This is a genomic window from Marinobacter vinifirmus (assembly GCF_002258215.1).
GTDB lineage: Bacteria > Pseudomonadota > Gammaproteobacteria > Pseudomonadales > Oleiphilaceae > Marinobacter > Marinobacter vinifirmus.
The window spans coordinates 11,697-31,115 of sequence record NZ_NEFY01000014.1; the positions used below are offsets into that span (position 1 = coordinate 11,697).

20 protein-coding genes are annotated in these 19,419 nt (G+C 60.1%); 14 read left to right on the forward strand and 6 right to left on the reverse strand.

The annotated features are described in order from the left end of the window. Positions 1-91: 91 nt before the first annotated feature. Both radA and ettA read right to left on the reverse strand, forming a co-directional pair. Entirely contained in the window at positions 92-1,468 is a 1,377-nt protein-coding gene (gene radA, locus B9Q17_RS14220) for a DNA repair protein RadA (protein ID WP_094625706.1), read from the reverse strand. Further along, entirely contained in the window at positions 1,468-3,129 is a 1,662-nt protein-coding gene (ettA, locus tag B9Q17_RS14225) for an energy-dependent translational throttle protein EttA (protein ID WP_094625707.1), read from the reverse strand. Before ettA ends, radA begins: the two co-directional genes overlap by 1 nt. A 463-nt stretch (positions 3,130-3,592) precedes the next feature. Between ettA and glyA the strand changes: the two genes are divergently transcribed. The 8 genes from glyA (at position 3,593) to B9Q17_RS14265 (ending at position 10,209) form a co-directional block, all read left to right on the forward strand. Next, positions 3,593-4,846 carry a serine hydroxymethyltransferase gene (gene glyA, locus B9Q17_RS14230; RefSeq protein ID WP_022987739.1) on the forward strand — a complete coding sequence of 418 codons (1,254 nt, stop codon included), beginning with the start codon at positions 3,593-3,595 and terminating at the stop codon, positions 4,844-4,846. Positions 4,847-4,920: 74 nt separating this feature from the next. Beyond that, positions 4,921-5,439 carry a transcriptional regulator NrdR gene (gene nrdR / locus B9Q17_RS14235; protein WP_058341534.1) on the forward strand — a complete coding sequence of 173 codons (519 nt, stop codon included), beginning with the start codon at positions 4,921-4,923 and terminating at the stop codon, positions 5,437-5,439. Continuing rightward, complete coding sequence (ribD, locus tag B9Q17_RS14240; RefSeq protein WP_058341535.1) at positions 5,436-6,551, forward strand: bifunctional diaminohydroxyphosphoribosylaminopyrimidine deaminase/5-amino-6-(5-phosphoribosylamino)uracil reductase RibD; 1,116 nt, start codon at positions 5,436-5,438, stop codon at positions 6,549-6,551. Before nrdR ends, ribD begins: the two co-directional genes overlap by 4 nt. Positions 6,552-6,614: 63 nt before the next feature. Beyond that, complete coding sequence (gene ribBA / locus B9Q17_RS14245) at positions 6,615-7,730, forward strand: bifunctional 3,4-dihydroxy-2-butanone-4-phosphate synthase/GTP cyclohydrolase II (RefSeq protein WP_058341536.1); 1,116 nt, start codon at positions 6,615-6,617, stop codon at positions 7,728-7,730. 48 nt (positions 7,731-7,778) lie between these two features. Further along, entirely contained in the window at positions 7,779-8,255 is a 477-nt protein-coding gene (gene ribH, locus B9Q17_RS14250) for a 6,7-dimethyl-8-ribityllumazine synthase (RefSeq protein ID WP_094625708.1), read from the forward strand. After that, positions 8,255-8,731 carry a transcription antitermination factor NusB gene (nusB, locus tag B9Q17_RS14255; protein WP_094625709.1) on the forward strand — a complete coding sequence of 159 codons (477 nt, stop codon included), beginning with the start codon at positions 8,255-8,257 and terminating at the stop codon, positions 8,729-8,731. The genes ribH and nusB overlap by 1 nt, the downstream gene beginning before the upstream one ends. 3 nt (positions 8,732-8,734) lie before the next feature. Next, entirely contained in the window at positions 8,735-9,685 is a 951-nt protein-coding gene (gene thiL / locus B9Q17_RS14260) for a thiamine-phosphate kinase (RefSeq protein ID WP_094625710.1), read from the forward strand. Positions 9,686-9,699: 14 nt separating this feature from the next. Next, positions 9,700-10,209, forward strand: a complete 510-nt coding sequence (locus B9Q17_RS14265; protein ID WP_094625711.1) for a phosphatidylglycerophosphatase A family protein — start codon at positions 9,700-9,702, stop codon at positions 10,207-10,209. Between the two features lie 9 nt (positions 10,210-10,218). Here the strand turns inward: B9Q17_RS14265 and B9Q17_RS14270 are convergent, their stop codons facing one another. Further along, positions 10,219-10,422 carry a DUF6316 family protein gene (locus B9Q17_RS14270; protein ID WP_022987747.1) on the reverse strand — a complete coding sequence of 68 codons (204 nt, stop codon included), beginning with the start codon at positions 10,420-10,422 and terminating at the stop codon, positions 10,219-10,221. A gap of 138 nt (positions 10,423-10,560) precedes the next feature. On the opposite strand from B9Q17_RS14270, the gene B9Q17_RS14275 reads away from it, so the two are divergent. Next, positions 10,561-11,211 (forward strand): DUF2057 family protein, encoded by a 651-nt coding sequence (locus B9Q17_RS14275; protein WP_094625712.1) that lies wholly within the window; start codon positions 10,561-10,563, stop codon positions 11,209-11,211. Positions 11,212-11,248: 37 nt separating this feature from the next. Here the strand turns inward: B9Q17_RS14275 and B9Q17_RS14280 are convergent, their stop codons facing one another. Together B9Q17_RS14280 and B9Q17_RS14285 are read right to left on the reverse strand one after the other, a co-directional pair. Further along, the gene (locus tag B9Q17_RS14280) at positions 11,249-12,775 is read right to left on the reverse strand and encodes a WS/DGAT/MGAT family O-acyltransferase (protein WP_094625713.1); all 1,527 of its coding nucleotides are present in this window, start codon (positions 12,773-12,775) and stop codon (positions 11,249-11,251) included. Between the two features lie 93 nt (positions 12,776-12,868). Then, a complete protein-coding gene (locus tag B9Q17_RS14285) occupies positions 12,869-13,783 on the reverse strand; it encodes a LysR substrate-binding domain-containing protein (RefSeq protein ID WP_094625714.1) in 915 nt (304 codons plus the stop codon). A gap of 140 nt (positions 13,784-13,923) precedes the next feature. Here B9Q17_RS14285 and B9Q17_RS14290 point away from each other — a divergent pair, with 140 nt between their 5' ends. After that, positions 13,924-14,910, forward strand: a complete 987-nt coding sequence (locus B9Q17_RS14290; protein ID WP_094625741.1) for a glutathione S-transferase family protein — start codon at positions 13,924-13,926, stop codon at positions 14,908-14,910. Between the two features lie 145 nt (positions 14,911-15,055). On the opposite strand, the gene ispB is transcribed toward B9Q17_RS14290, so the two are convergent. Continuing rightward, positions 15,056-16,024 carry an octaprenyl diphosphate synthase gene (gene ispB, locus B9Q17_RS14295; RefSeq protein WP_094625715.1) on the reverse strand — a complete coding sequence of 323 codons (969 nt, stop codon included), beginning with the start codon at positions 16,022-16,024 and terminating at the stop codon, positions 15,056-15,058. A 241-nt stretch (positions 16,025-16,265) separates the two neighbouring features. Here ispB and rplU point away from each other — a divergent pair, with 241 nt between their 5' ends. The 4 genes from rplU (at position 16,266) to proB (ending at position 19,354) form a co-directional block, all read left to right on the forward strand. After that, positions 16,266-16,577, forward strand: a complete 312-nt coding sequence (gene rplU / locus B9Q17_RS14300; protein WP_094625716.1) for a 50S ribosomal protein L21 — start codon at positions 16,266-16,268, stop codon at positions 16,575-16,577. A 35-nt stretch (positions 16,578-16,612) separates the two neighbouring features. Then, entirely contained in the window at positions 16,613-16,873 is a 261-nt protein-coding gene (gene rpmA, locus B9Q17_RS14305) for a 50S ribosomal protein L27 (protein ID WP_022987754.1), read from the forward strand. 136 nt (positions 16,874-17,009) lie between these two features. After that, on the forward strand, positions 17,010-18,203 hold the full coding sequence (gene cgtA, locus B9Q17_RS14310) for an Obg family GTPase CgtA (protein ID WP_094625717.1): 1,194 nt from the start codon (positions 17,010-17,012) through the stop codon (positions 18,201-18,203). A gap of 26 nt (positions 18,204-18,229) precedes the next feature. Continuing rightward, positions 18,230-19,354 (forward strand): glutamate 5-kinase, encoded by a 1,125-nt coding sequence (gene proB / locus B9Q17_RS14315; protein WP_094625718.1) that lies wholly within the window; start codon positions 18,230-18,232, stop codon positions 19,352-19,354. Positions 19,355-19,419 lie beyond the last annotated feature (65 nt).

The window sequence follows — 19,419 nt, forward strand, 5'->3', positions numbered from 1 at the left end:
GAAGCGCACAGGGATGTGCTTGTAGCGGTTTTTGGAAAGGCTCTCTGATACTGCCCCAGTGCTCCATTAGTTAAAGGCTGGGGCCAAAGCTCTAAAGCTCCTCTAGCGCTGAAAGGGCATCCGATAGCTTGGTTACCGGGATGACTTTCATGCCTTCCACAGGCTTGCGAGGTGCGTTGCCTTTCGGTACCAACGCCCGCGTAAAGCCGTGCTTGGCGGCTTCGTAGATGCGTTCCTGACCGCTTGGCACCGGGCGGATTTCGCCGGACAGCCCCACTTCTCCGAAGATTACCAGATCCTGCGGCAACGCCCGGTTGCGGAAGGACGAAACCACCGCTGCAAGCAGCGCCAGGTCCGCACTCGTTTCGTTGACCTTTACGCCACCCACCACGTTCACGAACACATCCTGATCCGCCACATGCATCCCGCCATGGCGGTGCAGCACGGCCAGCAGCATCGCCAACCGGTTCTGGTCTGTGCCCACTGCCACTCGCCTCGGGTAGCTGCCCTGGGCCATGTCCACCAGTGCCTGGATCTCCACCAGCATGGGCCTTGTGCCTTCCCACACCACCATCACCACACTGCCCGGCGCGGCTTCTTCGCCCCGGTTCAGGAAGATGGCGCTGGGGTTTTTTACTTCCTTCAGGCCCTGCTCCAGCATGGCGAAGACGCCGAGCTCATTGACCGCACCGAAGCGGTTCTTGATGCCGCGAAGGGTGCGGTAACGGCTGTCGCTGGAGCCTTCCAGCAGGATCGAGCAGTCGATCATGTGCTCCAGAACCTTCGGGCCGGCCAGGCTGCCGTCTTTGGTGACGTGGCCGACCAGCAGCAGAATCGTGCCGGTCTGCTTGGCAAAGCGGGTGAGGAAAGCGGCGCTTTCGCGTACCTGGGAGACCGAGCCGGGGGCGGATTCGATTTCCGCCACGTGCATCACCTGGATACTGTCGATCACCAGGATACGGGGTTTTTCCGCTTCGGCTACCTGCAGCAGGCGCTCCACGGAGGTTTCCGAGAGCATTTTCAGGTCTTTGGTGGGCAGGCCTAGCCGCTTGGCGCGCATGGCCACCTGTTGCAGGGATTCCTCACCGGTTACGTACAGGGCAGGGTGCTGGGCGGCGAGCTGACATACTGCCTGCAGCAGCAGGGTACTTTTACCTGCGCCCGGGTGGCCGCCCATGAGTACGGCTGAGCCTTCTACCAGGCCGCCGCCCAGTACCCGGTCAAATTCCTGCATGCCGGTGCTGATACGGGCCTGTTCGGCCAAGCTGACTTCGTCCAGGCTTTTGACGGCAGACAAGCTGCCGGCGTAGCCCTCAAACCGGGCGCTGCGGGCACCCTTGCCCGGGCCGGATACGCCGCGCACTTCGCTGACGGTGTTCCATTCATGGCAGGCCGTGCACTGGCCCTGCCACTTGGAATAGTCTGCACCGCATTCGGTGCAGACGTAGGCGGTTTTTACCTTTGCCATCAGGCCAGCTTCTTGTACTTCATGCGCTTGGGCTGCATGGCAGAATCCCCTTTGCGCTTCTTGAAGTCGGCATCGTAGTCGGTGAAGTTGCCCTCGAAGTAGACCACTTCGCCGTCGTCTTCAAATGCCAGGATGTGGGTCGCTACCCGGTCCAGGAACCAGCGGTCGTGCGAGATAACCAGGGCGGAGCCCGGGAAGTTCAGCAACGCTTCTTCCAGGGCGCGCAGGGTTTCCACGTCCAGGTCGTTGGTGGGTTCGTCCAGCAGCAATACGTTGCCGCCCTGTTTCAGCAGCTTGGCCAGGTGCAGGCGGTTGCGCTCACCACCGGACAGGTCGCCTACCCGCTTCTGCTGGTCGGTGCCCTTGAAGTTGAAGCGGCCCACGTAGGCGCGGGATGGCGTCTCGTAGTTGCCTACCTTGATGATGTCCTGGCCGTCCGAGAGCTCTTCCCACACGGTCTTGCTGCCGTCCAGGTCGCGCATCTGGTCCACATAGGCCAGTTCCACGGTTTCGCCCACGGTGATAGTGCCGGAGTCCGGCTTGTCCATGCCCGCGATCATCTTGAACAGGGTGGATTTGCCGGCGCCGTTACCGCCGATGATGCCGACAATGGCACCGGCCGGCACGTTAAGTGAGACGTTTTCATACAGCAGACGGTCACCGAAGGCCTTGCTGATGCCGTCTACTTCGATCACCTTGTCGCCCAGGCGAGGTCCGGGCGGGATGTACAGTTCGTTGGTTTCGTTGCGCTTCTGGAATTCCTGGGAGCTCATTTCCTCGAAGCGGGCCATGCGGGCCTTGCTCTTGGACTGGCGGCCCTTGGCGTTGGAGCGAACCCACTCCAGTTCCTGTTTGATGGCCTTCTGGTGAGCGGCTTCCTGCTTGGATTCCATCTCCAGGCGCTTCTCTTTGTTCTCCAGCCACTGGCTGTAGTTGCCTTCGAACGGAATGCCCTGGCCACGGTCCAGTTCCAGGATCCAGCCGGCTACGTTGTCCAGGAAGTAACGGTCGTGGGTGATGGCAACCACGGTGCCGTCGTAATCGTGCAGGAAGCGCTCCAGCCAGGCTACGGATTCGGCATCCAGGTGGTTGGTGGGCTCGTCCAGCAGCAGCATGTCCGGGCCGGACAGCAACAGGCGGCACAGGGCCACGCGGCGACGCTCACCACCAGACAGTACTTTCACCTTCTGGTCCCAGGCCGGCAGGCGCAGGGCGTCTGCAGCGACTTCCATCTTGCGTTCGATGCCGTGGCCGTCGGTGGCCTGGATGATCGCTTCCAGCTCGCCCTGTTTCTTGGCCAGCTCGTCAAAGTCGGCATCCGGCTCGGCGTAGGCGGCGTATACCTTGTCCAGTTCAGCCAGGGCGTTGTGAACATGGGCTACAGACTCGTCCACGATTTCCTTTACAGTCTTCTCTTCGTCCAGCTCCGGCTCCTGGGGCAGGTAGCCCACGTTGATACCGGGTTGGGGCCTGGCTTCGCCGATGTAGTCCTGGTCCACGCCCGCCATGATACGCAGCAGGGTAGACTTACCAGAGCCGTTCAGGCCCAGCACGCCAATCTTGGCGCCCGGGAAGAAGCTCAGGGAAATGTCTTTAAGAATCTCCCGCTTGGGCGGAACCACCTTGCCCACGCGGTTCATGCTAAATACGTACTGGGCCATCTTGGCTTAAACCTCTTTTTGCTGGGTTTTGCCACGGAAGAACACGGAAGGACACGGAAAAATTAAAGACAAATACTTTTTGCCACGAAATCCACGAAAGAACACGAAAATTAACTACATAAAAGAAAAGCTTTTTATCTTTTCCTTTCGTGTCATTTAGTGGATTTCGTGGCAAAACTATCTTTAATCTTCTTTCCGTGTCCTTCCGTGGATTCCGTGGCAAAAAGTCACTAAGGCAGGCCCACTCACAACCTGCCTGAAAACAGAACCCCGTAAGGTATCTAAACCCCAAAGGGATAGCAATTGAGCAAAAACCGGGATCACCGGTGTGCCGGTATCTGCGGACGGTATAAAGGATGATTTTTAACCCGCATTCGCGATAGAATAGCGGCCCAAAATTTCAGGGGTTACGGCATGCACAGGGGCAGCGCCGGGCCAGCATACAGACAGGGGCAGCACATCCATGTTTAATCGTGATATGAAAATCGCCGGATTCGATGACGCATTGTGGAACGCCATGCAGGCGGAAGAGAAGCGTCAGGAAGCGCACATCGAGCTGATCGCATCCGAAAACTACACCAGCCCGCGGGTGATGGAAGCCCAGGGCAGCGTGCTGACCAACAAATACGCCGAAGGCTACCCCGGCAAGCGCTACTATGGTGGTTGCGAGTTTGTCGATATTGCCGAGCAGCTGGCCATTGACCGCGCCAAGGAACTGTTTGGTGCCGCCTACGCCAACGTGCAGCCGCACTCCGGCTCCCAGGCTAACTCTGCGGTGTTCATGGCACTGCTCAAGCCCGGCGATACCGTTCTGGGTATGAGCCTGGCCCACGGTGGTCACCTGACCCACGGTGCCAGCGTGAACTTTTCCGGCAAGATCTACCACGCCGTCCAGTACGGCCTGAACCCGGAAACCGGCCTGATCGATTACGACGAAGTGGAAGCCCTGGCCGTTGAGAACAAGCCGAAGATGATTATTGCCGGCTTCTCTGCCTACTCCCAGGAGCTGGACTTTGCCCGCTTCCGCGCCATCGCGGACAAAGTGGGTGCCTACCTGTTTGTAGACATGGCCCACGTGGCGGGCCTGGTTGCCGCTGGCGTGTATCCGGACCCGGTTCCACACGCCCACGTAGTGGCGACCACTACCCACAAAACCCTGCGCGGTCCCCGTGGCGGCCTGATCCTGGCCTGCGACGACGAAGACCTGCAGAAGAAACTGAACTCCGCCGTCTTCCCGGGTGGCCAGGGTGGCCCGCTGATGCACGTCATCGCCGCTAAGGCTGTGTGCTTCAAGGAAGCCATGAGCGACGAGTTCAAGGCCTACCAGCAGCAGGTTGTGAAGAACGCTGCCGCCATGGCTGAAGTGTTCATCGAGCGCGGCTTTGACGTGGTTTCCGGTGGCACCAAAAACCACCTGTTCCTGGTCAGCCTGATCAAGCAGGACATCACCGGTAAAGATGCCGACGCCGCCCTGGGCCGCGCCCACATCACCGTGAACAAGAACGCCGTTCCGAACGATCCGCGTTCGCCGTTCGTCACCTCCGGCCTGCGTATCGGTACCCCGGCGGTTACCACTCGCGGCTTTGGTGAGCAGGAGTGCCGTGACCTGGCCGGCTGGATGTGCGACATCCTCGACAACCTTGAAGACGACGCCGTGATCAGCCGCGTACGTGAACAGGTTGAAGCGGTGTGTGCCCGCTTCCCGGTTTACGGCTGAATCGCACGGTAGTGTGCCTGCCCGGGTGCTCCGCAAGGACCACCCGGGTTCTTCCTTTCCGGAGCCTGTGAATTATGCATTGTCCTTTCTGTGGTGAAGCCGATACCAAGGTGATTGATTCACGTCTGGTGGCCGAGGGCGACCAGGTGCGCCGCCGCAGGGAGTGCTTGTCCTGCCACGAGCGTTTTACCACCTTTGAAACCGCCGAACTGGTGATGCCCCGGGTGGTCAAGCAGGACGGCACCCGTCAGCCCTTTGATGAAGAAAAACTGCGGGCAGGGCTGATGAAGGCACTGGAAAAACGGCCGGTGAGCATCGAGCAGATCGATGCTGCCCTGAACCGGATCAAATACCGCCTGAGAGCCACCGGCGAGCGTGAAGTAAAATCCATGCAGCTGGGCGAAGAGGTAATGACCGAACTGCGCCAGCTCGACAAAGTGGCCTATGTACGCTTTGCCTCGGTGTATCGCAGCTTTCAGGACATCAACGAGTTCAAGGAAGAAATCGAGCGCTTGTCTCAGGGTAATGGCGATGCCGCCGTGGATGTTGCCCGTGTGCTGGCGGATAACCAGTCAGACAAAGGCAAAGAATGATTTCAGACCGTGACCGGGCAATGATGGCCCGGGCCATCCAGCTGGCCTGGCGTGGCCGTTATTCCACCCATCCGAACCCCAGGGTTGGCTGCGTGATCGCCAGGGGTAACCGGATTGTTGGTGAAGGCTGGCACGAGCGGGCCGGCGAGGCCCATGCGGAAGTGCGGGCCCTGAGCCAGGCCGGGTATGAAGCCCGGGGCGCTACGGCCTACGTTACCCTTGAGCCCTGCAGCCACTACGGCCGCACGCCGCCCTGTGCGAAGGCGCTGATAGAGGCCGGAGTTGCCCAGGTATTTGCGGCAACGACAGACCCCAATCCCTCGGTGTCTGGCCGGGGGCTGGATATGCTGCGGGAAGCCGGTATCCGGGTGACTGAAGGCCTGATGGGGGATGAAGCCGCCCGCCTGAATCCGGGTTTCATGAAACGCATGCGCACCGGGCGGCCCTGGGTACGGCTGAAAATGGCCGCGAGCCTGGATGGCCGCACCGCCATGGCTTCCGGTGAAAGCCAGTGGATTACCGGGCCCGAGGCACGGCAAGACGTGCAAAGGCTGCGGGCCATGAGTGATGCTATTCTGACAGGTGTCGGTACGGTTTTGGCCGATGACCCGTCCCTGACCGTGCGTCGGGACGAAATGGGCGATACCGGCGATGCCACCGATCCGTCGCGCCAGCCGCTTCGGGTGATTGCAGACCGTGATGCCCGCACACCGTCCACAGCCCGGATTCTTCGGGGTGGTAACGTGCAGGTGTTCTGTGCCAGCTCTACCCTGGCCACCGGCCCGGCACAGGATTTGGCGGCACTGGGCGTTCGCCTGACGGGTGTGGCCTGGAAAGACAACGGCGTGGATGTATCCGAGTTACTGGATGCCCTGGGTGAACTGGGCATCAACGAATTACTGGTAGAGGCCGGCCCGACACTGGCAGGCACCTTTATCAACGAGAACCTGGTAGACGAACTCTGGCTCTACCAGGCACCGGTTTTTCTGGGCAGTACCGGGCGCCCGACCGCCCACCTGCCCATCGAAGTCATGGCAGACAAAGTGCAATGGAAGGTGCTGGATCGCCGCCAGGTAGGAGAGGATCAGCGATTGATCCTGGCCCGCCACTAAACATTCAATTCATTCCTCCGGGCCTTCAATGGTGAGGGCAGGGGTGACAGGGTGCGGAACCGTATGGCACTGAACAGTATTGAAGAAATTATCGAAGATATCCGTCAGGGCAAGATGGTTATCCTGATGGACGACGAGGATCGCGAAAACGAAGGCGACCTGGTAATGGCAGCAGAACACTGCACGCCGGAAGCCATCAACTTTATGGCGAGGTTCGGCCGCGGCCTGATCTGTATGCCCATGACCCGGCAGCGTTGCGAGCAGCTGGGCCTGCCGCTGATGGTTCAGCAGAACGCCTCCGGCTTCGGCACCAAGTTCACGCTGTCTATCGAAGCCCGTGAAGGCGTCACCACCGGCATCTCCGCCGCTGACCGTGCCCGCACCGTACAGGCCGCCGTAGCGCGCGATGCCAAGGCGTCTGACCTGGTTCAGCCGGGCCACATCTTCCCGCTGATGTCCGATCCCGGCGGTGTATTGAGCCGTGCCGGCCACACCGAAGCCTCCTGTGACCTGGCTGCGCTGGCCGGTTGCGAACCGGCGGGTGTGATCTGCGAGATCATGAATGACGATGGGTCCATGGCCCGCCGTGAAGACCTGGAACGCTTTGCCGAAGAGCACGGCCTTAAGGTCGGCACCATCGCAGACCTGATCCACTACCGCACCATGAACGAGAAAACCGTGGAGTGTGTGGAAGAGCACGAGCTGGACACCGAATATGGCGTGTTCAAGCTGCGCACCTACCGGGACAACGTTCAGGGCGCCACCCACCTGGCCATGGTGATGGGCGACATCAGCCCGGATGAACCGGTGTTTGTGCGGGTGCACATTACCGATACCCTGCGCGACCTGTTGGGTGCCCGGCGCAAGGATTCCCGCAGCTGGCCGCTGCACCATGCCCTTGAAAAAGTGGCCACTGAAGGCCGCGGCGTGGTGGTTCTGCTCAACAGTGCGGAAGACAGCTACAACCTGGAAGACCGTATCCAGGAATTCTACGACCAGGGCCCGAAGTCTGCAGGCAAGGGCAGCTCCGGTGTGTACTTTACCGTGGGTACCGGTTCCCAGATTCTGCGCGACATCGGCGTGGGCAAAATGCGCCTGCTGAGCCCGCCTGTAAAATTCTCCGCCATCTCCGGTTTCGACCTGGAAGTGGTGGAATACGTACCCTATACCCACGAATGATAAACCCGGCTGCCGCCCTGATTCCGGCAGCCCGCGAAGGAGCCCGAGATGGCAGATATCAAAGTAATTGAAGGTGATTTTACCCAGTGCAGCGGCCGTTACGCGCTGGTGGTTGGCCGGTTTAACGGCTTTGTTGTGGAAAGCCTGGTGGAAGGCGCGGTAGACACCCTGCGCCGCCACGGTATTGCCGATGACAACATCACCATTATCCGCGTACCGGGTGCCTACGAAATGCCGCTGGCGGTCAAGCGTGTGGCGGAAACCTCTGACTACGACGCTATCATCGCCCTGGGCGCAGTGATTCGTGGCGGTACTCCGCACTTTGAATACGTAGCCGGTGAAGCCTCCAGTGGCCTGGGCGCTGTCAGCCTGGAAACCGACGTGCCGGTCACCTTCGGTGTACTGACCGTGGATTCCATCGAGCAGGCCATCGAGCGCTCCGGCACCAAGGCCGGTAACAAAGGTGCGGAAGCTGCGATTACTGCCCTGGAAATGGTCAGTCTGTTCAAAAAGTTGGGTGAGTAATGAGCGAAGCGGGTGATACCTCTCCCCAACCGGGGAAAACCAGCCAGCCAAAAGCTGGCGACCGCCGCCGGGCACGGGCCCTTGCTATGCAGGGCCTGTATCAGCGGCACTTCAGCAAGTCTCCGATCTCTGATATTGAAGCCGAGTTCATGGTTGATAACGACATGAGCAAGGTGGATATCATGTACTTCCGCGACCTGCTGCGGGGCGTACACCGGGAGCAGGCCGCACTGGACAAGCTGATCGAGCCGTTCCTCGACCGTCCCCTGAAAGAAGTGGACCCGGTTGAACTGGCCATCGTGCGCCTGGGCGCCTACGAGCTGAAATGCCGTATCGATGTGCCCTATAAAGTGGTGATCAACGAAGGTATCGAAATGGCCAAGCGCTTTGGCGGTACTGAAGGCCACAAGTTCGTGAACAGTGTGCTGGATAAACTGAGCCGCCGCCTGCGGCTGGCCGAAACCCGTCCACGCTGATTCATGGGTGAATTCGAGCTGATCCGGCAGTACTTCCAGCCGCTGGCAAGCAACGCCAGTAACGATCAGCTTGTGCTTGGCCCCGGCGATGACTGCGCCATCCAGCGGGTGCCGCCGGGCCGCGACCTGGTGTTTTCAGTGGATACCCTGGTAGAGGGTGTCCACTTTCCCCCTCACTATGCTCCTTCCCACCTTGGGTGGCGGGCACTGGCTGTGGCAGTCAGTGACCTGGCGGCCATGGGCGCCGAGCCTGTCTGCTTTACCCTGGCCCTGAGCCTGCCGGAAGCAGATTCCGACTGGCTGGCGGGCTTTGCCGAAGGACTGTCCCGGGCCAGCCAGGCGTTCGGTATTACCCTGGCCGGCGGTGACACCACCCGAGGCCCGTTAACGATCACCATCCAGGTTCATGGCACCGTAAAGGCCGGCCAGGCTCTGTTGCGCTCCGGCGCCCGAGAGGGTGACCGGGTATGCGTAACCGGCCCGATGGGCAACGCCGGTGCTGCGCTGGACTATCTTGAGGATCCGGAACCGGGCGCACTGAAAAGGGCCCTGCTGGCCAGTTACCATGGCCCGCAACCCCAACTGAAACTCGGGGCAAGCCTGGCCGGTAAGGCCAGTGCCGCTATCGATATTTCTGACGGCCTGCTGGCAGACTTACAGCACATTCTGGAGGCGTCTGGTGTGGGTGCCGAACTGGATGTGGCCAGCATTCCGATGTCGGACGAGCTCAGGCAGTTGCAGGGAGTGCGGGCGCTGGACCTCGCCCTGACCGCTGGTGACGACTACCAGCTGTGCCTGACCATCGCCCCGGAGACACTGGCTGCGCTGCCTGCGCCAGTCCGTGAGCAACTGACGGTGATCGGCCGGATTGTACCGGAGCCGGGGCTGACATTAACGGGCGCGCCTGCCGGCTACCAAACCCAGGGATATGACCATTTCGGGAGGTCTGATTGACAGACGATAACTTGATGCATGAACCGGATGCTCCGGCCGCCATCCTGCCGCCGGGTTTTTTGCGCCATCCGGTGCATTTTCTGGCCTTCGGCTTTGGCAGTGGTGCTGCGCCGAAAGCACCTGGCACCTGGGGTAGCCTGGCCGCTATTCCCGTGTGGTATGCCTTCGCCTGGTTGCCACCGATGGCCTACTGGCTGGTGGTGTTGGCTGCGTTTCTGGTGGGGATCTGGCTGTGCGGTAAAACCGCCGACGACCTGAAAGTGCACGACCACGGTGGCATCGTATGGGACGAGTTTGTGGGCATGTGGATTGCCCTGGGGCTGTTCCCGGACCAGATTTACGGCGTGCTGATGGCGTTCATGCTGTTCCGCTTCTTTGATGTGCTCAAGCCCTGGCCTATAAACTGGCTGGATGCCCGGCTACCCGGCGGGCTGGGAATTATGGTGGATGACGTCGTCGCAGGCATCATGGCGCTGGCCTGCCTGTGGGGAATCGACACCTGGGTGATGCCCTATATCGTGTAACGGTGCTGTTCAGTGCAGCTGCGGCTCGTCTGGCAGCATACGCACCACGTGCAGGAACCGCTTCAGCCCGATTTCCGCTCGCTCACGGGTGGCGAAGGGGCCGCTGTCAAAGCCTTCCCGGGTGGTGAAATACCACTTGCTGCCAACACAGAAAAATCGGCTGCTGCGAAAGGGTGGTGGCCCGTCTTCTCCGGTTCTTCGCTGGGTGTCCATGGTAACCTCCCGAGCTTTGATTGCGCAGTTTAGGGTTTGACGTTCTTGCCCTGAGCCCCGGGTATGGTCAGAATGCTTGGCAGTTGTCAGTCACGTGTCCTGGCCCACTGAAGGGCCGCCCTATGGAAAAGGAGCTAAATGAGTATGTGTCACGTTCGCGGGTTTTTCAAGCTGGTGGTTTTAATGCTCAGCGTCACCCTGGTGGGCTGTGCTTCCTCCCTTGCGCGCATTGATACCTGGCAGGGTGATCCCGCCGAAGCTGCAGATGCTGCGGTGCTGAAGTCGCCCGGAGAAATCACCGTTGTGCAGGTGAACGGTCGCGAAATGACCAACTTCCTGATGGACGACCTGGCGCTGGATTACGGCCTGCTGCCGGGCCAGAACGAGGTAGTGTTTACCTATAAAACCATCTGGGCCAAGGCCGGCGTGGTTGATAACGGCGAATCCAAGGTGCACACCGTCGAAAGCAAGCCGCAGCGGGTGAGCTTTGAGGCGGTAGCCGGTGAAGAATACCGGTTCAGCTTCACCAAGCCGTCCAGCCGACAGGAAGCCGAGACGCTGATGGAAGACTTCTCTGCCGATATCGTGAATCGCAGCGGCGATGTGGTTGCCAGTTCAGGCGAGTGGGATGCGCAGGCCGCACGCAAGGCTGCCCGTACCCCGGTTCCCTCAGGTGCTGGTGTAAGCGGTGATGCGCAATCCGGATCAACGCTGGACCGGATGAAATCCCTGTGGGGTGACGCCACTGAAGAAGAAAAGCGCGAGTTCCTGCGCTGGGCGTTCGAATAAACCTGCAAAAGGCCGGGCACAGTGCCCGGCCTTTGCATTAGCGTTTGAAGCGCTTCAGACCACTCTTCAGAAAACCTTCCATGTAGTTCATCAGTTCGTCGGTCAGGCTCTGGCTGCCGCTTGCCGGCAACTCGTTACCTTCATCCGGGCCCAGTGAGGCGACTGCCGCCTCTATGCTGGCCAGGCTCTCCTCGGTTAACGCTTTAAATGCATCGCCATCTGCAACCGCATCCGGGCACAGGGTGAAGTTGAGGGTCAGCTGGCCCTGATAGCTCACCGCAACAATTACCAGCCCCATGCTGTCGAACAGCGGCGCACTGTTGAACTGCTGTACCAGCCTGGCGCCTTGCAGGAACAGTGGTACCTGTGGGCCAGGCACATTGGTAATGGGCAGGTTGAACAGGGGCTGGTAGCGCTGGGCCACCTGCAGTTCCGAATAAAGCCGGGCCGAGAGCGCCAGCAGGGTAGAGGGCAGCAGTTCGGTGAGCCGGTCGGCGGCAATGGCTTCACGGTAGGGTTCCGAATCCACCGCATTGCGGTGAATGCGGCGAATCCGCGCGGCCGGGTTTGGCTCGGTGGTGGCCAGGTCCAGCAGCATGGCAGACATCTGGTTGCCGGTAGCCCGTCGCAGACTGCTGGAGCGCACGGAGATGGGGGTCATGGCAACCAGTGAGCGGTCGGTGCCGTTATCCTGCACAAGCAGGTAACGGCGCAGGACCTCCGCACACAGGCCCAGAACCACATCGTTCAGGGTTACGTCAGCCAGGCTGGATTTGATGGCTTTCAGCCGGGACAGACTTACCTGGGTGGAAACCAGCCGCCGGTTGGCGGTGATCTGCCGGTTAAACGGGCTGTGGGGTGCGGTGAACAGTGGGAGCGGCAAGGGCAGCTTGCGAAGCTGCCTGTGGACGAGCCCGCGAGCGGTGACTTCGGCGGCATTGTAAGCCAGCGAGGCAAACTGCATCGGGGTTTTCAGCATATTGGCGCCGGCCTGCAGAAACACCCGTTCTTCAGACGGTTCCGGCCGGGGCAGCCAGGGCCGGGGCTGGGGAATGGCGCGCGGCTCTGGCGTGTATTCCAGCAGCTTGCCCATGATTTCCTCGCCACTGAAGGCATCGATAGCCGCGTGGTGCAGCTTTACGATCAGGGCAAAGCCTTCTTTCTCGCCTTCCCGGTCGTCCAGCTTGAAGCCATCCACGAAGGTGATATGCCACAGCGGGCGGTCCCGTTTCAGGGGCTCTTCCAGGATTTTGGACGCCAGCGACATCAGGCTCGACTGCTTGCCGTGTTCGCCCAGGTTCACATAGGCCAGGTGCCGCTCGATGCTGAAATCCGGGTCATCAATCCAGTAGGGGCGCCCCAGGCGCAGGGGGATTTCCTTGAGCTTCTGCCGGAACAGGGGAACCACGTGCAGGCGGCTGCGCAGATACGCGACAAAGGTGCTGAATGCCAGGGGGTATTGCAGGTCGCTGGCGTCGAACAGATACACGCCGCCAATATGCATGGGCGTGGTTTCCGACTCCAGGTACAGGAACGAGGCATCCAGTTCCGACAGCTGACGCATTGAGCGCACTCCCTTGTGTGTCACTTTTAACGATACGGGTGGCCGAGTATATCGCAAACACCCGGGCTGCCGGTTGGCCTGGCTGCCCGGTATTTATTCCGGCTGAAGCCAGTTCTGGATGCCGTTGTCATTGCCCAGGTAATCCCAGAACCACATCAGGGCCTTGCCCTTGTCTTCGCTGTGCCGAGCCAGGTGGATGGCAATGGCCGGCCTTGGTTCGTGCACTTCCTTGGCAATCAGTGAACCACGGGCGAGCTGTTCCCGGATACGGGGCACTGGCAGCCAGCCAACTCCGAGCCCGGCCTCCTGAACGGCAATTTTCTGATCAATATTACTGACCGTAAGCGTTCGCTGCCTGCGGAAAATACCGGCATGGCCGGGTGGTAGTGAGCGGGAAGTATCCGCCGCAACGGCGGCCGGATAGGGTGCAATATCCGCCTCCGCCAGAGGCTCTTTCGCGTTTGCCAGTGGATGGTTGGCGGCCACCGCAAACACAAACGGCACCTCGCCCAGCGCCTTGGTAGTAAAACTGCCGGCCGGCTTGCTGAGCTGGTCTGCACCCACAATCATATCCACGCGCCGGCTTTGCAGGGCATCCCAGGCACCGGCGAAAACCTCTTCCACAATCTGCACATCCACCGGCACCCCGAGCTGGTAAAACGCCTCAATGGCGGGAAACAGGCAGTCTGCCGGCATCAGCGAGTTAAACCCGATCCGCAACCGCGTTTCCCAGCCTTCCGCCACCTGGCGGGTGGAGTGGGCCAGGTTCTCCGCTGCCTCAAGCAAAGACCGTCCTTCCTCCAGCAGGTAACGCCCCGCCGGAGTCAGCACGGCTTTGTGGCCGCTACGGTCAAAGATACTGACGTTGAGATCTTCTTCGAGCTTCTGAACCGTGTAACTGATGGCCGAAGGCACCCGAAACAACTCCCCCGCCGCCCCGGCAAAACTGCCCTTGCGGTCAATGGCGTCCAGTACTTTAAGTGCGTCTATGGTGATGGCTGTATGCATGTTCGAATTATCTGAAAGTGTTTGCCAGAAATGCTTGCTATCAGCGTAGCAGGGCAGGGGTTAGTCTGTCCTCAGGTTGTAGAAATTCTTTGCCGCGGAATCCATATATGGATTCCGTGGCCAAAAACAAGGAGTCCCGCATGGGCTTACTAGTAGACGGCAAATGGCACGACCAGTGGTACGACACCGACAAAACCGGCGGCAAGTTCGAGCGTGAAGCCGCCCGCTTCCGTAACTGGGTGACACCAGACGGCTCCGCCGGACCAGCGGGTGAGTGTGGTTTCGCGGCGGAAAGCGGCCGTTATCACCTGTACGTATCCATGGCCTGCCCCTGGGCGCACCGAACCCTGATCTTCCGGAAATTGAAAGGCCTGGAGCCGCACATCGGTGTGTCTGTGGTGCATCCGGATATGGTCGAGAACGGCTGGGAATTCCGGCCCGGGGATGCGGAGCACCAGGACCATCTGTACAACTCAGAGTTCATGCACCAGGTCTACACCCGCGCGGCGGCAGATTATTCAGGGCGGGTGACGGTGCCGGTACTGTGGGACAAGCAGCGGGAAACCATCGTCAGCAATGAATCCGCCGATATCATTCGCATGTTCAATTCGGCGTTTAATGAGCTGGATGGCGTAAATGCGGATCTGGACCTGTACCCGGAAAGCCTGCGCAGTGAAATCGACGCAGTAAACGAGCGGGTGTACGACACGGTCAACAACGGCGTATACAAGGCCGGTTTTGCCACCGCCCAGGACAAATACGAAGAGGCCTACAAGGCGCTGTTTGAATCACTGGACTGGCTGGAAGCGAAATTGGGGGGCCAGCGCTATGTCACTGGCAGCCAGATCACCGAAGCCGACTGGCGGCTGTTCACCACGCTGATCCGGTTTGGTGCGGTGTATTACAGCCACTTCAAATGCAATCGCCAGCAGATTCGGGATTATCCGAACCTGTCCGGATATTTGCGGGAGCTGTATCAGGTGCCGGGCGTGGCGGAGACCGTGGACATCCGCCAGATCAAGCAGCATTACTACGTGAGCCAGCGCACTATTAACCCTACCCAGATTGTGCCGGTGGGGCCAGAGCTGGATTTTAGTTCGCCGCATGGGCGTGATGATTTGACCTGAGCTTACTGAGAAATAAGCGCGCGGGGCTGGTAGGGCTTTCCAAAACCGTGCGGAGCCAGGGATGGCGGAGCTCGAGCGGGACAGGGAGGTCTTTACAGCGTGTTTTGGAAAGCCCTACCAGCCCCGCGTGCGGAAGTCTGGCAACTCAGCTGACCCGGGCCACCGCCACTTCGGTCAGCAGTTCCAGTGATTGCCGGTGCTCGGACTCCGGCAGGCAGGCCAGCAGGTCTTTCGCGATCTGCGCCTGCTCTTTCGCCTTGGCCATGGTGTATTCAATGGCGCCGGAGGCCTTCACGATGTCCAGAACCTTCGGCAAGTCGTCCAGTCCACCCTTGCGAATAGCCTGGCGAATCAGCTGGCGCTCTTCGTCGTTGCCGTTGGCCATGGCGTAAATTAGGGGCAGGGTGGTCTTGCCTTCGGCCAGGTCGTCGCCCACGTTCTTGCCCATGGCTTCGGCATCGCCCAGGTAATCCAGTACGTCGTCCACCAGCTGGAATGCCAGGCCCAGGTGCTTGCCGTAGTCTTTCAGGGCGGCTTCCTGTTCCGGGTCCGCTCCGGCCAGCAGTGCGCCGGTGTGGGAAGAGGCTTCGAACAGCATGGCGGTCTTGTTATGGATAACCACCATGTACTGGTCTTCGGTGAGGTCCGGGTTCTTCACGTTCATCAGCTGCATCACCTCGCCCTCGGCAATCACCGCCGTGGCGTGGGACAGCACGTTCATGATCGGCAGGCTTTCCAGCTCCACCATCATCTCGAAGGCCCGGGCATACAGGAAATCACCTACCAGCACGCTCGGCGCGTTGCCCCACTTGGCGTTGGCGGTACTGCGGCCCCGGCGCATGTCGGAGGTGTCCACCACATCGTCGTGCAGCAGGGTGGCGGTGTGCAGGAATTCAATGACAGCTGCCAGCTTCAGGTGGTCGTCCTGGCCGTAGCCCGCGGCCCGGCTGGACAGCAAAACCAGTAAGGGTCTCAGGCGCTTACCGCCACTCTCAATAATATAGTGGGCGATTTTTTCCACCATCGGGACATCCGAGGCAAGCCGCTTGATAATCAGGTCATTAACGCGGCTGAAGTCATCCGCCACGGTGTCATGGATACGCTGGGCTGTCATCGGGCTGAAACGTCCCTTGCTGGTGTTTTCGTTGAGTTTTCGGGCAGGTCGCGGCAATGCTAGGTATTGCTGCCTACAGTGTCAACTTGAACCGGAATCCGGCTTGTATTGCCCGGCGGCTTTTCGTACAATCACGCGCCCAACTCATCCCAACCTGCGCTCCCTGCAATAGGGTCGCCAGAGCGCTTCCCTTAGAACCAGGTGGATAAGAGCAGGGATGGGTCAATCGCGGAGACTATGAATGTACGCAGTTATTGTTAGCGGTGGTAAGCAGCACCGTGTAAAGGAAGGCGAAACTCTGAAGCTGGAAAAGCTGGAAGTTGAAACCGGCGGCTCTGTTGAGTTCGATCGTGTTCTTCTGGTTGCCAACGGCGACGACGTAAAAGTTGGCGCTCCGGTAGTTGAAGGCGCCAAGGTTACCGCTGAAGTGGTTAGCCACGGTCGTCACGACAAGATCAACATCATCAAGTTCCGTCGTCGTAAGCATCACATGAAGCGTCAGGGCCACCGTCAGTGGTTTACTGAAGTAAAGATCACGGGTATCCAGGGCTAAGCCCTCGAATAACCCCTTAATGAAGGAGGCTGGTAATGGCTCATAAAAAGGCAGCAGGTAGTACCCGTAACGGTCGCGATTCCGAGTCTAAACGACTTGGTGTCAAGCGCTACGGCGGCGAGACTGTAACTGCAGGCAGCATCATCATCCGTCAGCGTGGCACTCGTTTCCACGCTGGCAGCAACGTAGGCATTGGCAAGGACCACACCCTGTTCGCGAAAGCGGAAGGTCAGGTGAAGTTCGAAACCAAAGGCCCGCAGAACCGCAAGTTCGTAAGCATCGTTCCGGCTGCGTAAGCAGCGGCGATCCGGTTCTGTCGAACCATGGGTTTGCCTGATATGCTGATCTGATCAGCCCTCAGGTGAATCCGGAGCCCCGCAAAGCTTCCATGAGGCTGCGGGGCTTTTTAGTTTATGCAAAGGCAATTGGCGTATGAAATTTGTAGACGAAGCCACCATCATTGTTGAAGCCGGCAAGGGCGGCCATGGCTGCCTGAGTTTCAGGCGGGAAAAATACGTGCCGAAAGGCGGCCCGGACGGCGGTGACGGCGGGGATGGCGGTTCCGTCTACCTGGAAGCAGACAGCGCCCTGAACACGCTGATCGATTACCGCTTCCAGCGCAAACACAAGGCCCAGAACGGCGAGCCCGGTTCCGGCCGCAACTGCACCGGCACCAAGGGCGAAGACCTTGTGTTGCCGGTACCGGTTGGTACCACCGTGGTGGATATGGATACCCACGAAGTTCTGGGTGACCTCACCAAGGAAGGCCAGCGCCTGAAAGTGGCGCAGGGTGGTTTTCACGGCCTGGGCAATACCCGCTTCAAGTCATCGGTTAACCGCGCGCCGCGCCAGACCTCCAAGGGCTCTGAAGGCGAATTGCGTAACCTGCGCCTGGAGCTGAAAGTGCTGGCGGATGTTGGTTTGCTGGGGTTGCCCAATGCCGGTAAGTCCACCTTTATCCGCTCTGTTTCCGCGGCCCGTCCGAAAGTGGCGGATTATCCGTTCACCACACTGGTTCCCAATCTGGGCGTGGTCAGTGTGCAGGCGCACCAGAGTTTCGTGATTGCCGATATTCCGGGCCTGATTGAAGGTGCCGCTGAAGGCGCTGGTCTGGGAATTCGTTTCCTGAAACACCTGGTGCGTACCCGCTTGCTGTTGCACCTGGTGGATGTGGCGCCCTATGACGGCTCCTCCCCGGTTGAAGCGGTAAAGGCTATCGCCCACGAACTGGAAAAGTTCAGCGAAACCCTGGCCAGCCGCCCGCGCTGGCTGGTGCTGAACAAAGTGGATATGGTGCCGGAAGAAGACCGCGAGGCGCACTGCCAGGCCATTGTGGCCGAGCTTGGCTGGGATGGCCCGGTGTTCCGGGTTTCTGCGTTGACCGGTGAAGGCACCAAGCCCCTGGTTCAGGCAGTCATGCGCTGGATTGAAGAACAGGCGGAAGCCGAAGCCGAGAACCCGGACTTCGCCGAGCAGGAAGCGGCCCGCCGTTGCCGGATGGACGAAGAGGCCCGTGCCAAGATCGAGGAAGATCGCAAGGCCCGCCGCGCCGCCCGTGAAGACGATGAAGATGACGACTTTGACGACGACGATTACGACGTTGAAGTGGTCTACGCCCCCGAGTAACAATCTGAAGAGACAGTACCGCTACCATGAGTGAACGCCTCCAGCTCCGAAAGGCCCGTCGCCTGGTTATCAAGATCGGCAGTGCCTTGCTTACCAACGACGGAAAAGGGCTGGATGTGGCAGCCCTTGGGCTGTGGGTTGACCAGATCGCCGAACTGATCGGCGAAGGTGTCGAAGTGGTGGTGGTGTCTTCCGGTTCAGTCGCTGAAGGCATGAGTCGTCTGGGCTGGCAAACCCGGCCCCAGCATCTGCACGAACTGCAGGCGGCTGCGGCGGTCGGCCAGATGGGCCTGGTGCAAACCTGGGAGGCCCAGTTCAAGCGCCACGACATCCATACCGCCCAGATTTTGCTCACCCACGACGATCTTTCCGACCGCAAACGCTACCTGAACGGCCGCAGCACCCTACGCACCCTGCTGGATTACGGCGTGGTGCCGATCGTGAACGAAAACGACACGGTCGTAACCGACGAAATCCGCTTCGGTGACAACGACACCCTGGGCGCGCTGGTGGCCAACCTGATCGAGGCCGATGGCCTGATCATCCTGACCGACCAGCTGGGCCTGTTCAATAAAGACCCCCGCAAGCACGAAGACGCCGAACTGGTCACCGAGCGCAAAGCCGAAGACCGGGACCTGGACGCCATGGCCGGCGGCGGTGCCGGTGCGCTTGGGCGTGGAGGTATGCTCACCAAGCTTCGGGCAGCACGGCTGGCCGCCCGCTCCGGTGCCTTTACCGTGATTGTGGGTGGTCGCATCGAGCATGCCATTGCCCGCCTGCGTCAGGGCGATGTGATCGGTACCCTGTTGCTTCCGGAGCAGGGCAGAATGGCCGCCCGCAAACAGTGGATTGCCAGCCACCTGCAAACCCGTGGCAAGCTGACCCTGGATGACGGCGCGGTAAAAGTGCTGCGTCAGGGTGGCAGAAGCCTGTTGCCGGTAGGTGTGAAAGCGGTCACCGGCCAGTTTCGCCGGGGCGAGATGGTGTCCTGCACCGATCTGGCCGGTAAGGAAATTGCCCGCGGGCTGGTGAACTACGATGCCGACGAGGCCCGGGCGATTGCCGGTCGCTCTAGTGATCGTATTTCAGACGTGCTGGGTTATGTTTCCGATGAGGAAATGATTCACCGGGATAACCTGGTGGTGGTCTAGGCTTTTCCGGCGTTTCAGCCGGATTTCAGGCACAAAAAAACCGGCACGAGGCCGGTTTTTTTATG

Bases quoted from the DNA above. Each gene is read 5' to 3' on its own strand.
- thiL (WP_094625710.1), top strand. From the start codon at position 8,735: ATGGGTGAATTCGAGCTGATCCGGCAGTACTTCCAGCCGCTGGCAAGC.
- B9Q17_RS14280 (WP_094625713.1), bottom strand. From the start codon at position 12,775: ATGCGTCAGCTGTCGGAACTGGATGCCTCGTTCCTGTACCTGGAGTCG.
- B9Q17_RS14285 (WP_094625714.1), bottom strand. From the start codon at position 13,783: ATGCATACAGCCATCACCATAGACGCACTTAAAGTACTGGACGCCATT.
- glyA (WP_022987739.1), top strand. From the start codon at position 3,593: ATGTTTAATCGTGATATGAAAATCGCCGGATTCGATGACGCATTGTGG.
- rpmA (WP_022987754.1), top strand. From the start codon at position 16,613: ATGGCTCATAAAAAGGCAGCAGGTAGTACCCGTAACGGTCGCGATTCC.
- B9Q17_RS14265 (WP_094625711.1), top strand. From the start codon at position 9,700: ATGCATGAACCGGATGCTCCGGCCGCCATCCTGCCGCCGGGTTTTTTG.
- ribD (WP_058341535.1), top strand. From the start codon at position 5,436: ATGATTTCAGACCGTGACCGGGCAATGATGGCCCGGGCCATCCAGCTG.
- ettA (WP_094625707.1), bottom strand. From the start codon at position 3,129: ATGGCCCAGTACGTATTTAGCATGAACCGCGTGGGCAAGGTGGTTCCG.
- B9Q17_RS14290 (WP_094625741.1), top strand. From the start codon at position 13,924: ATGGGCTTACTAGTAGACGGCAAATGGCACGACCAGTGGTACGACACC.
- B9Q17_RS14270 (WP_022987747.1), bottom strand. From the start codon at position 10,422: ATGGACACCCAGCGAAGAACCGGAGAAGACGGGCCACCACCCTTTCGC.
- ribBA (WP_058341536.1), top strand. From the start codon at position 6,615: ATGGCACTGAACAGTATTGAAGAAATTATCGAAGATATCCGTCAGGGC.
- radA (WP_094625706.1), bottom strand. From the start codon at position 1,468: ATGGCAAAGGTAAAAACCGCCTACGTCTGCACCGAATGCGGTGCAGAC.
- B9Q17_RS14275 (WP_094625712.1), top strand. From the start codon at position 10,561: ATGAGTATGTGTCACGTTCGCGGGTTTTTCAAGCTGGTGGTTTTAATG.
- ribH (WP_094625708.1), top strand. From the start codon at position 7,779: ATGGCAGATATCAAAGTAATTGAAGGTGATTTTACCCAGTGCAGCGGC.
- nrdR (WP_058341534.1), top strand. From the start codon at position 4,921: ATGCATTGTCCTTTCTGTGGTGAAGCCGATACCAAGGTGATTGATTCA.
- ispB (WP_094625715.1), bottom strand. From the start codon at position 16,024: ATGACAGCCCAGCGTATCCATGACACCGTGGCGGATGACTTCAGCCGC.
- proB (WP_094625718.1), top strand. From the start codon at position 18,230: ATGAGTGAACGCCTCCAGCTCCGAAAGGCCCGTCGCCTGGTTATCAAG.
- cgtA (WP_094625717.1), top strand. From the start codon at position 17,010: ATGAAATTTGTAGACGAAGCCACCATCATTGTTGAAGCCGGCAAGGGC.
- nusB (WP_094625709.1), top strand. From the start codon at position 8,255: ATGAGCGAAGCGGGTGATACCTCTCCCCAACCGGGGAAAACCAGCCAG.
- rplU (WP_094625716.1), top strand. From the start codon at position 16,266: ATGTACGCAGTTATTGTTAGCGGTGGTAAGCAGCACCGTGTAAAGGAA.